The organism is Butyricicoccus sp. Marseille-Q5471 (genome assembly GCF_951230135.1).
Classification (GTDB): domain Bacteria; phylum Bacillota; class Clostridia; order Oscillospirales; family Butyricicoccaceae; genus Agathobaculum.
This window is the reverse complement of record NZ_CATNVC010000006.1, coordinates 20,573-32,664: the sequence shown is the minus strand read 5'-3', so window position 1 is coordinate 32,664 and position 12,092 is coordinate 20,573. Positions and strand designations below refer to the sequence as shown.

The following is a 12,092-nucleotide window of genomic DNA, read 5'->3' as shown; positions in this document are numbered from 1 at the left end:
GGAATCCGCTATGGCAGAAAAGAAGAAACGAATCATTTTGATTGGCCGTTCGGCCGCGGGCAAGACGACGCTGTGCCAATTCCTCAGCCATGAAGCGCTGCGCTACCATAAAACACAAACGGTGCAGATCGTCAACCGCAATATGATAGACACGCCGGGGGAGTACCTTGAACGAACCTATATGCGCGGTGCGCTGATGGTTACGGCAACGGATGCGGATGTGATTGTGCTGGTGCAGGACGCAACTGAAAACGGCACCATGTTTCCGCCGGCATATACTAGCATGTTCGCGAAACCCGCCATCGGAGTTGTGACGAAGAGCGATCTCGCAGACGAAAATCAGTTGGTAAAGGCAAAAAAGTATCTGAAAATGGCTGGTGCAGGTCAACTGTTTGTGACCAGCAGCACAGCGGGCACAGGCTTTGAAGAACTGCTGGACGCGCTGGGATATGAATAAACGAGAGCAAACAGGGGGACACACCGCATGGATAAATCCGCGCTTCGCGTGATTATCGCAGATGATGAGCCAATCACGAGAATGGATCTCAAAGAGATTTTATCAGAAAAAGGTTATGATGTAGTAGGCGAAGCCGCAGACGGCTTTGATGCGATTGAACTGTGCAAACAGCTGTCGCCCGATCTGGTCATTATGGATATTAAGATGCCGCTGCTCGATGGCCTATCCGCCGCTCGCATCGTTTTTGCGGAGGAGCTGGCCGGTACGGTCATTCTGCTGACGGCATACAGCGAGCGTGAATTTATCGACAGCGCCAAGGAACTTGGCGTGGGAGGGTATCTGGTCAAACCGGTCGATGAGAAGTCGCTCATTCCGAATATTGAACTTGCCGTTGCACGCAGCCGTGAAATGCGGCAGCTGCGGCGCGACATTGCCAAAGTGTCCGAGCGGTTGGAGAACCGCAGTATCATAGAACGAGCAAAGGGAAAAATCATGGCTCGTGACGGACTGACGGAGCAGGAATCCTATGATTACATACGCAAGCTAAGCCAAGTTAAAAATATCTCCATGCGCCGTGTGGCCGAGATCGTGCTGATGCAGGCCGGAGGCTGACAAATGGAGATTATCGAACAGCTTTGTAAACAGTATACAGATTTAACCGATGAGGAAATTGCCATTATCCAGGGTATGACCGCTGTTTTGCAGCCACTGGCCAATCTGGAGGATGCAGATATTTTCGTCGACTGTCCGGCGTCTGATGGAGACGCAATCGTCGTAGCCGAAGCAAAGCCCGAGAGCGTGCCGTCGTCCTATAAGAAGACGGTCGTAGGTCTTTTGGCTAAACCTGAAAACGAACCTGCAGTGGCGCGCACCTTCCGTCTTGGCGTTGCAACCAAGCAGATGAAGGCAGTGACGCAGGAGCGTACACACGTGATTCAGTCGGTTGAACCAATAAAAAACGGCGACCGGGTGATTGGCGTGTTGATTCGTGAAAAACGTGCGGACGAACAGAGAACAGTCAGCGAACGGCTGCATTTTTCGGAGCAGAGCTATGAACGCATTGCAAACGCTATTACACATATGGTGGAGGGGAATAACTGGCTGACCGAGTGCATTGATGAAGCCTTGATGATGATTGATTATAACGGCGTCGTCAGTTTTTGCAATTCACTTGCGCGAGAACTCTACGCCAATCTGGGTTTTGTGGAAGATGTGCTGGGGCAGAAATACGAAAATATTCGTCTAATCGATGTGGCACCGGATCAGGAGGATGCGGATGGATATACTTCGGTAGAAACGCTGGTAGGTCAGCATTCGCTGGTGGTCAAACGCATCCAAATTGACTCGGACGACACGGACTTTGCCGTTGTTGTGCGAGATATCACCTTCCTGCGGGAACAGGAGAAGCAGCTGATTCTCAAGTCGGTGGCTATCAAAGAGATGCATCACCGGGTAAAGAATAATTTACAGACCATTGCAAGCCTGCTGCGGCTGCAGTGCCGCCGTTCAGACAACGAGGAGACACGGCTGGTGCTTGGCGAAAGCATGAATCGTATTTTATCCATCGCGGCAACGCACGAGCTGCTCGCACGGAGCGGCGTTGATTTGATTAAAATCGGCGAAGTCATCATGAACATCAAAAGTAATGCGGTACGATATTTCGCACGGCCGCACTTTTCGGTGAATGTGTTGCTCGAGGGAGATGATTTTGAAGTCGATTCCGATATTGCGACCTCGGTCGCGCTCATCATCAATGAATTGCTCCAAAATTCACTCAAGTATGCATTTCCCAAAGCAGACGAAGGCAATATCCGCATCGTTGTCACCGGGGGGGAGCTGTATTCCCGCATTTCGGTTATCGACGACGGCTGCGGTTTCGATGCTGCCGGTATCCGAACCGACCGTTTGGGACTTTCGATTGTCCAAACGCTTGTCAAGGATAAACTGCGCGGCAAGCTGGTTATTGAGTCTGATCAAAGTGGAACACGCGTAAGCTTTGACTTTAAAAATCAAATAATGGAACCGACCGGTGTGACGTAGCGCCGGCTCGAAGCAGAAAACGGAACGACGAAGTCCGAAGGCAGGGAATTTCCTGCGCCTTTGGCTTCGTCGTTTTTTGTTCGTCAGGAGGGATACACGTGCAGGAAGTCATACGCAGTGTCGGTATTGATATCGGCACTTCGACCACCCAGCTGGTGTTCAGCCGACTGGTCATTGAGAATCAGGCAGGCAGCTACGCGGTACCGCGTATCAGCATCGTGGACAAGGAGGTTGTTTACCGCAGTAAAATCTATTTTACGCCGCTGCTTTCAGCAACCGAAATCGATGCGGAAGCGGTGAAACAAATTGTGCGGGACGAATATAAGGCAGCCGGTATGCATCCGTCCGACCTAAAGACGGGTGCAGTGATTATAACAGGCGAGACGGCACGCAAGCACAATGCCAATCAGGTGCTGGAAGCGATGAGCGATCTGGCGGGTGATTTTGTTGTTGCAACAGCCGGACCGGATTTGGAATCTGTGCTGTCGGCGCGCGGAGCCGGTGCGGATAAATTCTCGGAGGAGCATCGCACCGTGGTGGCGAACACAGATGTCGGCGGAGGCACGAGCAATATCGCTGTTTTCCAAAAGGGGACTTTGCGGGGCACAAGCTGCTTGGATATTGGCGGACGTCTGATTAAGGTTGCTGACGGAAAAATTACATATATTTTCGGGAAAATCAAGAGCTTGGCAGCCGCACATGGGGTTTCAATCAGCGTTGGCGACCCTGCTGATTTGAGTACACTGACGCGCGTCTGCGAAATCATGGCAGACCATCTGGCGCAGGCGTTGCATCTCAAGCCAATGACCCCTGAGCATGCTCAGCTTTACACCAACGACGGCAAGCCGCTTGCCGAAGAACCAGCCATTAAAGGAATCACCTTTTCGGGCGGGGTAGCAGATTATATTTACCATCCGACAGCGGATAATCCATTCCGCTACGGGGATATCGGCGTGCTGCTCGGCCGAGCAATCAACGGAAACCCGGCGTTTAGTTCGGTGGAGCGATACGCGGCGGCGGAAACCATCAACGCGACTGTCGTCGGCGCAGGCACGCACACAACCGAGGTCAGCGGCTCGACAATCAGCTATGCTGAGGGCAAGCTGCCGATTAAAAACATTCCCATTCTTAAAGTGTCCGAGGAGGACGAGACGACGCTGGAGACGTTCTCGGCTTCTATTATAAACCAGATGCCGCTGTACCGCCCGGAGGGCAAGCCGGAGCAAATCGCAATTGCGTTCACGGGACGAAATCGCACCAGTTTTGCGGAGGTTCAGGCTTTGGCAGCGGCAATCATCGAAGGCGCGAAGGAGGCGATTGATTCAAAATTCCCCTTGATCCTGGTCGTGGAGACCGACATAGGCAAGGTGCTCGGCAATGCGCTGAATGTGCTGCTGCAGCATCAAAAGGATGTCATCTGTATTGACGGCATCCGAACGCTGAGCGGCGATTACATCGACATCGGTGAACCATTGGTAAACGGGCACGTAGTGCCGGTTGTGATCAAGACTCTGATTTTCAATTCATGAGAACTTTAAAACGTGAGGTGAAGTAACGTGATCCTGAAAACAAAGCTGTTCGGCCATACCTATGAGTTTAAATCACTCAGGGAAGTAATGGCTAAGGCAAATGAAGAGAAGTCGGGCGATAAGCTGGCTGGTATTGCAGCGGAGAGCGCGGAAGAGAGAGTAGCGGCCAAGGTTGTGCTTTCTCATATCACGCTGAATGATATCCGCAACACGCCGGCCGTCCCCTATGAGGAGGACGAAGTAACTCGCATCATCCAGGACGCAGTCAATGAGACCATCTTCAACGACTACAAGAACATGACAGTCGCCGAGTTCCGCGAATGGCTGCTGGACGAAACGACAACAACGGAAATGATCCGCCGCGCATCCTGCGGCTTGACCAGTGAAATTGTTGCAGCCGTCTGTAAGCTGATGAGCAACCTTGACCTGATTTACGCGGCGAAGAAGATGCGCGTTTCTGCCCATTGTAATACAACGATTGGTCTGCCGGGTACTTTCTCGTCCCGTCTGCAGCCGAACCACACCACCGATGATCCCAAGGGTATTGTCGCGTCGGTCATGGAGGGTCTGTCCCTTGGCTGCGGCGATGCGGTCATCGGCATTAACCCAGTAGATGATTCCCTTGAAAGTGTTGCGCGTCTGCTCAAGATGCTTGACGAATTTAAGGCCAAGTGGGAAGTGCCGACGCAGATTTGCGTGCTGGCACACGTCACCACCCAGACCGAGGCAGCTGCCAAGCTCAATGCGCCGCTCGACCTGATGTTCCAGTCGATTGCGGGTTCGCAGAAGGGCAACGAAGCCTTCGGTTTGACCGCGCAGATGCTCGACGAAGGCCGGGATATGATGCTCCATAAGGGCACCTGCACCGGACCGAACGTCATGTACTTTGAGACCGGTCAAGGCTCGGAACTGTCCTCCGAGGCGCACAATGGCTGGGATCAGGTCACGATGGAAGCACGCTGCTACGGCTTTGCCAAGCGCTACCATCCGTTCCTTGTCAATACGGTTGTTGGTTTTATCGGACCGGAATACCTGTACGACTCAAAGCAGGTCACCCGCGCAGGTCTGGAAGATCACTTCATGGGTAAGCTGACCGGTATCCCGATGGGCTGCGATGCCTGCTACACCAACCACATGAAGGCTGATCAGAATGATATTGAAAACCTGGCGACGTTGCTGGTCGCCGCGGGCTGCAACTATGTCATGGGCGTGCCGCAGGGCGATGACTGCATGCTGATGTACCAGTGCACCGGCTTCCATGAAGCGGCCGCGCTGCGTGAAGTATTCGGCCTGCGTCCAATTAAGGAATTTGACATGTGGCTCGAAAAGATGGGCTTCTCCGAAAATGGCAAGCTGACCCCCAGAGCGGGCGACGCTTCTGTGTTCATGAGCAAGTAAGAAGGAGGTGCAGACCAGAATGGATCAGAAGGATTTAAAAGCAATCATTGAGCAGGTACTCACCGAAATGAACATCACGTCCGACGCTGCGGCGCCTGCTGCCGCACCCGCTGCGAGCTGTGCTTCCTGCGCGGTCTCTGCGGTGGAGGATGGCTGCATCCCGGATGTGACCGAGGTTGACATCCGCAAGCAGTACCTGGTGAAAAACCCCGAGCACGGCGAGGAGTATGCCGAGCTCAAGGCAAACGCACCGTGCCGCCTGGGCATTGGCAAGGCCGGTGCTCGCTACAAGACCGATCCTCAGCTGCAGTTCCGCGCCGCACATTCCGCCGCGCAGGATGCCGTGTTCAGCGATGTGGATCAGGCGTTTGTTGACGGCGTGAATCTGTTTACCGTGCAGACGCAGTGTGACAGCAAGGATATCTACCTGACCCGCCCTGACCTCGGCCGCAAGCTGAGCGATGAAGGCGTAGCGACAATTAAGGAAAAATGCAAGAAGAACCCGACGGTACAGATTTATGTAGCCGATGGCCTGTCATCCGCGGCGGTTTCCGCGAATATCGGTGACCTGTTGCCTGCTATCATGCAGGGTCTGCAGAGCTATCGTATTGATGTCGGCACGCCGTTCTTCGTCAAGTACGGCCGTGTGGGCGTTATGGATCAAATTTCCGAGCTGACCGGTGCGGAAATCACCTGTACGCTAATCGGTGAGCGTCCCGGCCTGATTACGGCCGAGTCGATGTCTGCGTATATCGCCTATAAGGCAACGGTAGGCATGCCGGAAGCGCGCAGAACCGTTGTTTCCAATATCCACCGGAATGGTACAATCCCTGCAGAAGCGGGCGCACATATCGCGGAAATTATTAAAATCATGCTGGAGAGAAAAGCCAGCGGTACCGATCTGAAACTGTAATTAGGGAGGAACATGACATGAAAAGAGATCCCGTTAGAGCTACCGTGCTGGCCTCGAAACTCATTCCTAACGTTTCTGCCGATTTGGCGGAAAAGCTGGGCTTGTCGCCCGAGCAGAAATCTCTCGCCCTTTTAACTACCGACTGTGATGATGTCGGCTATACCGCAATTGATGAAGCAACCAAGAAGGCTGACGTTAAGGTCGTATATGCAAAGAGCTGCTACGCCGGCGCGGCCAACGCAAACACAAAGCTTGCCGGTGAGTTTATCGGCATTCTGGCAGGACCCAATCCGGCTGAAGTAAAGGCTGGCCTTGCAGCTGCTGTGGATATGGTAGAAAATGAGGCTTACTTCATTTCGGCGAACGAGGATGACACCATCGTTTACTATGCGCAGTGCATCTCCCGTACCGGCTCTTATCTGTCCGACGGCGCAGGCATTGCTGAAGGTGAAGCGCTGGCTTACCTAATTGCACCCCCGCTGGAAGCTGTATACGGTATTGATGCGGCGCTCAAGGCAGCCGATGTCAAGATGTGCGTGCTGTACGCTCCTCCGAGTGAGACCAACTTCGGCGGCGCGCTGCTGACCGGCTCGCAGTCCGCCTGCAAATCTGCCTGTGAGGCATTTGCTGCGGCAGTTGAGTTTGTAGCGGACAATCCGAAGGTATAATCAAAATCCGGAAGTTCGGCGCGGCGGCGGTCATGCCGTGCCGGGAAATGGAGGGATTTGATTGAATGCTTTGGGTATGATCGAAACCAGGGGTCTGGTCGGTGCGATTGAAGCGGCCGATGCCATGGTGAAAGCGGCGAACGTTACGCTGCAGAGCAAGACGCAGGTCGGCGGCGGTCTGGTCACTGTTATGGTGCGGGGCGATGTCGGCGCGGTCAAAGCTGCGGTGGACGCGGGTGCTGCGGCGGCCGAACGGGTTGGTGAATTGATTTCTGTCCATGTCATTCCGCGTCCTGCGGCTGATGTGGAGGGCATTTTAGATCATCCGCCAACGATTCCCGCACCTCCCGCACCCGAGCCAGATCCCGAACCGGAGACCGAACCCGCCCCTGCATCGGAAGTGGCATCCGAGCAGTCTGCTTCGGAAGAAAACTTATCTGAAGAGGAGGAGCCCGAAGAGGATGAGGACGAGGAGGATGACGAAACGCCAGCATTAGAGCAAAGACCGTCCGGCAGTTTCATCGTTCCCCCGGAAAGTGTGATGCAGAGGATGACGGTTGCAAAGCTGCGTGCATTGGCACGTGGTCTGGGATCAACCGGCATGAGCGCGAAGGAAATCCGGTTTGCAAAAAAAGAAGAACTGATCGCTCGTATCATTGAAGCGAGCGGACAGGAGGAGTAGCATATGCAGCTTTATGACAAAGACCTATTATCCATGCAGGAAGTCCGAGAGCTGGTACATGCGGCCAAGACAGCGCAGCAAGAACTCGCGAGCATGAGTCAGGCGCAGGTTGACCATATTGTCCGCTCGATCGCGGACGCAGGTGTGCGCAATGCCCGCCGTCTGGCGCAGATGGCTCATGAGGATACCGGTTTTGGCGTAGTGGACGACAAGGTGATTAAAAACATCTTTGCCAGCCACGGCGTATATGAGCATATCAAGGACATGAAGACGATTGGCGAAATTGACCGTGATGATGAAAAACGAGTTCGAGTCCTCGCGGTCCCGGTTGGCGTAATTGCCGGACTGATTCCGTCTACCAACCCGACTTCGACTGCGCTGTATAAATCAGAGATTGCAATTAAAGCGGGCAACGCAATCGTCTTTTCGCCTCATCCGAGCGCACTGCGCTGCATTTTGGAGACCGTTAAGGTCATCCGACAGGCAATTGCAGAGGCGGGCGGCAATGAAAATCTGGTTTCCTGCATAACAATTCCGACCATGCAGGCGACTGACAACCTGATGAAGCACCCGGATACCGCCATGATTCTCGCGACCGGCGGTAGCGCGATGGTTCGTGCCGCGTACTCATCCGGCACTCCGGCCATCGGTGTAGGTCCCGGCAACGGACCGGCTTACATTGAGCGCACGGCGGATATTCCGCTCGCGGTCAAGCGCATTCTGGATTCCAAAACGTTCGACAACGGTACGATTTGTGCATCTGAGCAGTCAATCATCTGTGACAAGGATATGCGTGCTGCGATACAGGATGAAATGGAGCGACAAGGCGCGTATTTCCTCACACCCGAGGAGCGCGCGAAACTCGGCAAATTCATTCTGCGTGCGAACGGGACAATGAACCCCGAAATTGTCGGGCGCAGCGTGCAGACGATTGCAGAGCTTGCAGGATTGGAAATTCCGAAGACGGCGCGCGTATTGGTTGCAGATGAAGACGGCGTCGGCCGTGGGCATCCGTATTCCAACGAAAAACTGGGTCCGATTCTTGCGTTTTACATGGGAGAGGATTACAGGGATGTTTGTGACACCTGCTGCACGATTCTCCACTATGAAGGTGCAGGGCACACGTTCTCCATGCATACGAAGGACGACAAAATTGTCGACTATTTTGCAAAACGCATTCCGGCTTCCCGTTTCCTCGTCAATACGCCTTCGGCGCTTGGCGGTATCGGCGGTTCGACCGGCTTGATGCCCGCGCTGACACTGGGCTGCGGTGCGGTCGGTGGTTCGGCTACTTCAGAGAACGTCGGGCCGATGAACCTGCTTGACCGGCGCTATGTTGCGTATGGCCTGCTGGAGCTGGAGGATATCCGCAAGCAGGTTCCGGATTGCTCGGACGGCATCTGCCGCACGCATGCGGACGCAAATATGAGCACAGATGCAGTGGACCAAATCGTGAAGAAAATTATTGAGCGGCTTAGAGCCGTATAACAGAAGGAGGCATACCATATGGCAAGCGCAATGCAGGCATTGGGCATGATTGAGACCAAGGGTCTTGTAGCATCAATCGAGGCGGCCGATGCAATGGTTAAGGCAGCAAATGTTACGCTGATTGGTAAAGTGCATGTTGGTGGCGGTCTTGTCACCGTTATGGTGCGCGGCGATGTCGGCGCGGTCAAGGCTGCAACAGACGCAGGCGCCGCAGCGGCTGAGCGTGTAGGCGATCTGATTTCGGTACACGTGATTCCGCGTCCGCACGAGGAAGTAGAATTCATTTTGCCGACGCTTGAAAAGTAAGCGCGGTAGTTAGAGGAAGGAGCAACTGATATGGCAGCGATGCAAGCACTGGGCATGATTGAAACCAAGGGTCTGGTCGCTTCGATTGAAGCGGCGGACGCAATGGTCAAGGCGGCAAACGTCACGCTGATTGGTAAAGTTCACGTGGGCGGAGGCCTTGTCACCGTTATGGTGCGCGGCGATGTCGGCGCGGTCAAGGCGGCGACGGACGCAGGCGCTGCGGCGGCTGAGCGCGTGGGCGAACTGATTTCGGTACACGTCATTCCGCGTCCGCACGGCGAGGTCGAATTCATTCTTCCGACCCTCGAAGGTTAATTGTTTTCAAACTTGACCTTTTAGGGGGTGAAGCGTGTGAAGGTCATCACAGAACAGCTGCTGCGTGAAGAGCTGCGAGCGAGCGAGCCGGAAATTTTCTATATTCCGGAGGGCAAGATTCTGTCGCCCGCCGCACGCGAATACCTGCAGCAGCGGAAAATCAAGATTTCCAAGGATAAGGCGCCTGCGGTCGTCGCAACACCGGTGCCCCCGATGCCGGTGGTTGCATCTGCGGTCGAGGCGCCTCGACCCAAATTTGTTGATTATGAAACCGGTGCGTTTTACATGGAAAAGCCGGAGCATATGACTCATCTGCACGGCAATGTACTTGTCCCAAAAAACCATCCACGCATCGTGTTTCGAGGCAAATTGGATAGTCTGCAGGCTTTGTTTGTACTCAATCAAGCAATCATTCAGGAAGGCGGCGGCAGCCAGAAACTGCTGGAAGATTTAAGCGGCATTGTACACGTGCTGCGCGAAATGATGCGTTGCGATGTGCTCGATGAGCCGTTCTATAATAACCGCATCCTGGGGCTTAGCCACGCGGAACTGCGAGAGCGCTCGCACGATCCGATGAAGTTTTTTCAAATCAAGCAGATGGTTCTGCCCGACTATACGCTGGGTAAGGAATATGCACTGCTCAATCAGCTGCGTACGGCCGTCCGCGAAACCGAGGTATCGGCTAGCGAAGCCTTCCGCGAAGGTAAGAAATGCACGCGCAGTGATTTGATTGAAGAACTCAACCGGTTGTCGAGCGCCATGCACATCATGATGTGCATGCACCTTGCAGGACTGTATAAGTGAGGAGGTGCGCATGGAACAGATTGTTCAGACCGTTCTAAACGCGATGTTTCGTGCAGGACTGGTAGAAGTCGAAATTTCCGCGCGCCATGTGCATTTGACCGAGACGGATTTGGAGTTGTTGTTTGGCAAGGGTGCAAAGCTCACGCCGAAGCGTCCGCTGTCTCAGCCGGGGCAGTTTCTCAGCGAAGAGCGCGTGACCGTTATCGGACCAAAGGGGCGCAAGGAACGCACGGCGGTGCTCGGTCCGGTGCGCCCGGCGACTCAGATTGAACTGTCGCAGAGCGACTGTGTTGAACTGGGCGTGAAAGCGCCGGTGCGGGAGTCGGGCAACGTCAAGGGATCGGGTTCGATTACCATTGAAGGGCCGTGTGGCTCGATTACCGTTAGCGAGGGTGCGATCATCGCACAGCGTCATGTGCACCTGACGCCGGATGTGGCATCAATCATGGGCGTGACCGACAAGCAGATCGTCGGGGTAGAGGTGTTGACCGAACGTCCGTTGGTGTACCGGGACGTGCTGATTCGTGTCAGCGATAAAGCTGCATGCCGTATGCACATTGACTTTGATGAAGCGAATGCGGCATTGGTAAGTGGCTTTACATTGGGCCGGATTGTGAAGTAGCTAATTTCTGCGCAAAGGAGCGAACTGGAATGAAGATAGATTTAGAACGCATCAACGCCTATATGGATCGGGTGGAGCAGTCGGAGACGACGACGTTCAAGCCGGTCGGCAGCAAGCTTAAGGTTGGTCTTGATTTGGGAACGGCCTATATCGTACTGGTCGTACTGGATGAAGAAGATAACCCGGTCGCGTGCGAAAAACAAGCGGCAAGTGTGCTGAGAGACGGCGTTGTAATCGATTATTCCGGCGCGCTCCGTATTGTCCGCGAGTTGAAAGCCAAATTAGAGGAACGGCTGGGCGTGGAGTTGATCAATTGTGCGATTGCCATGCCGGCCGGCACGGAATCCTCGGCGCGAACGCATCAGTATGTTGCCGAGGGTGCAGGGTTTGAGGTAACAGAGATTCTCGATGAGCCGACCGCAGCCAACTCGGTCTATCGGATTGAAGATGGTGTTGTTGTGGATATCGGTGGCGGCACGACAGGACTTGCCATTCTAAAGGATGGCAAGGTCGTGCAGATTGAGGATGAACCGACAGGCGGCACACATCTGACATTGGTTCTCGCTGGGAACTATCACATTCCCTTTGCCGAGGCCGAGCAGATTAAGCAGGATTATACCCGTCACCGGGAGATTCTTCCGGTGGTCAAGGCAGTAATCGAAAAAATGTCGTCCATCGTCAGCCGTTATATCGATAAGGATAACGTTGACACCATTTATCTGTGCGGCGGCACCTGCTGTCTCACTGGGATTGAAGGGATTTTTCAACGTGAAATCGGCATTGAGACGGTAAAACCCCAAAATCCGTTTTTGGTTACACCCGCAGGCATTGCAATGAACTGTAAGCTATAATCCATTTTTGATGGAAAGG

At 54.0% G+C, this 12,092-nt stretch carries 13 protein-coding genes and 1 pseudogene; all 14 read left to right on the top strand.

The annotated features are described in order from the left end of the window. Positions 1-10: 10 nt before the first annotated feature. The 14 genes and pseudogenes from QOX26_RS08395 to eutJ all read left to right on the top strand — a co-directional run bounded on the left by QOX26_RS08395 (position 11) and on the right by eutJ (position 12,073). Positions 11-457 carry a EutP/PduV family microcompartment system protein gene (locus QOX26_RS08395; protein WP_283674526.1) on the top strand — a complete coding sequence of 149 codons (447 nt, stop codon included), beginning with the start codon at positions 11-13 and terminating at the stop codon, positions 455-457. A 27-nt stretch (positions 458-484) separates the two neighbouring features. Continuing rightward, positions 485-1,069, top strand: coding sequence for an ANTAR domain-containing response regulator (locus QOX26_RS08390; protein WP_283674525.1), 585 nt, complete (start codon positions 485-487; stop codon positions 1,067-1,069). A 3-nt stretch (positions 1,070-1,072) separates the two neighbouring features. Continuing rightward, a complete protein-coding gene (locus tag QOX26_RS08385; RefSeq protein WP_283674524.1) occupies positions 1,073-2,497 on the top strand; it encodes a sensor histidine kinase in 1,425 nt (474 codons plus the stop codon). Positions 2,498-2,595: 98 nt separating this feature from the next. Continuing rightward, a complete protein-coding gene (eutA, locus tag QOX26_RS08380) occupies positions 2,596-4,026 on the top strand; it encodes an ethanolamine ammonia-lyase reactivating factor EutA (protein ID WP_283674523.1) in 1,431 nt (476 codons plus the stop codon). 27 nt (positions 4,027-4,053) lie between these two features. After that, entirely contained in the window at positions 4,054-5,424 is a 1,371-nt protein-coding gene (locus tag QOX26_RS08375; RefSeq protein WP_283674522.1) for an ethanolamine ammonia-lyase subunit EutB, read from the top strand. 19 nt (positions 5,425-5,443) lie between these two features. After that, the gene (eutC, locus tag QOX26_RS08370; RefSeq protein ID WP_283674521.1) at positions 5,444-6,337 is read left to right on the top strand and encodes an ethanolamine ammonia-lyase subunit EutC; all 894 of its coding nucleotides are present in this window, start codon (positions 5,444-5,446) and stop codon (positions 6,335-6,337) included. Between the two features lie 17 nt (positions 6,338-6,354). After that, entirely contained in the window at positions 6,355-7,005 is a 651-nt protein-coding gene (eutL, locus tag QOX26_RS08365) for an ethanolamine utilization microcompartment protein EutL (RefSeq protein ID WP_283674520.1), read from the top strand. Between the two features lie 76 nt (positions 7,006-7,081). Further along, positions 7,082-7,324: pseudogene (locus tag QOX26_RS14335) on the top strand (BMC domain-containing protein); the annotation flags it as partial. A gap of 366 nt (positions 7,325-7,690) precedes the next feature. Continuing rightward, a complete protein-coding gene (locus QOX26_RS08355) occupies positions 7,691-9,175 on the top strand; it encodes an acetaldehyde dehydrogenase (acetylating) (RefSeq protein ID WP_283674518.1) in 1,485 nt (494 codons plus the stop codon). An 18-nt stretch (positions 9,176-9,193) separates the two neighbouring features. After that, the gene (locus tag QOX26_RS08350; protein WP_283674517.1) at positions 9,194-9,481 is read left to right on the top strand and encodes a BMC domain-containing protein; all 288 of its coding nucleotides are present in this window, start codon (positions 9,194-9,196) and stop codon (positions 9,479-9,481) included. A gap of 30 nt (positions 9,482-9,511) precedes the next feature. Next, the gene (eutM, locus tag QOX26_RS08345) at positions 9,512-9,796 is read left to right on the top strand and encodes an ethanolamine utilization microcompartment protein EutM (protein WP_283674516.1); all 285 of its coding nucleotides are present in this window, start codon (positions 9,512-9,514) and stop codon (positions 9,794-9,796) included. Between the two features lie 36 nt (positions 9,797-9,832). Continuing rightward, positions 9,833-10,600: an ATP-binding protein gene (locus QOX26_RS08340; protein ID WP_283674515.1), complete on the top strand. Its 768-nt coding sequence runs from the start codon at positions 9,833-9,835 to the stop codon at positions 10,598-10,600. A gap of 10 nt (positions 10,601-10,610) precedes the next feature. After that, positions 10,611-11,222 carry a PduL/EutD family phosphate acyltransferase gene (locus tag QOX26_RS08335; protein WP_283674514.1) on the top strand — a complete coding sequence of 204 codons (612 nt, stop codon included), beginning with the start codon at positions 10,611-10,613 and terminating at the stop codon, positions 11,220-11,222. A 29-nt stretch (positions 11,223-11,251) separates the two neighbouring features. Beyond that, complete coding sequence (eutJ, locus tag QOX26_RS08330) at positions 11,252-12,073, top strand: ethanolamine utilization protein EutJ (protein WP_283674513.1); 822 nt, start codon at positions 11,252-11,254, stop codon at positions 12,071-12,073. Positions 12,074-12,092: the final 19 nt, after the last annotated feature.

Coding starts and splice junctions, on each gene's coding strand:
- QOX26_RS08395 (WP_283674526.1), top strand. CDS start 11: ATGGCAGAAAAGAAGAAACGAATCATTTTGATTGGCCGTTCGGCCGCG.
- QOX26_RS08390 (WP_283674525.1), top strand. CDS start 485: ATGGATAAATCCGCGCTTCGCGTGATTATCGCAGATGATGAGCCAATC.
- QOX26_RS08385 (WP_283674524.1), top strand. CDS start 1,073: ATGGAGATTATCGAACAGCTTTGTAAACAGTATACAGATTTAACCGAT.
- eutC (WP_283674521.1), top strand. CDS start 5,444: ATGGATCAGAAGGATTTAAAAGCAATCATTGAGCAGGTACTCACCGAA.
- eutL (WP_283674520.1), top strand. CDS start 6,355: ATGAAAAGAGATCCCGTTAGAGCTACCGTGCTGGCCTCGAAACTCATT.
- QOX26_RS08355 (WP_283674518.1), top strand. CDS start 7,691: ATGCAGCTTTATGACAAAGACCTATTATCCATGCAGGAAGTCCGAGAG.
- QOX26_RS08350 (WP_283674517.1), top strand. CDS start 9,194: ATGGCAAGCGCAATGCAGGCATTGGGCATGATTGAGACCAAGGGTCTT.
- eutM (WP_283674516.1), top strand. CDS start 9,512: ATGGCAGCGATGCAAGCACTGGGCATGATTGAAACCAAGGGTCTGGTC.
- QOX26_RS08335 (WP_283674514.1), top strand. CDS start 10,611: ATGGAACAGATTGTTCAGACCGTTCTAAACGCGATGTTTCGTGCAGGA.
- eutJ (WP_283674513.1), top strand. CDS start 11,252: ATGAAGATAGATTTAGAACGCATCAACGCCTATATGGATCGGGTGGAG.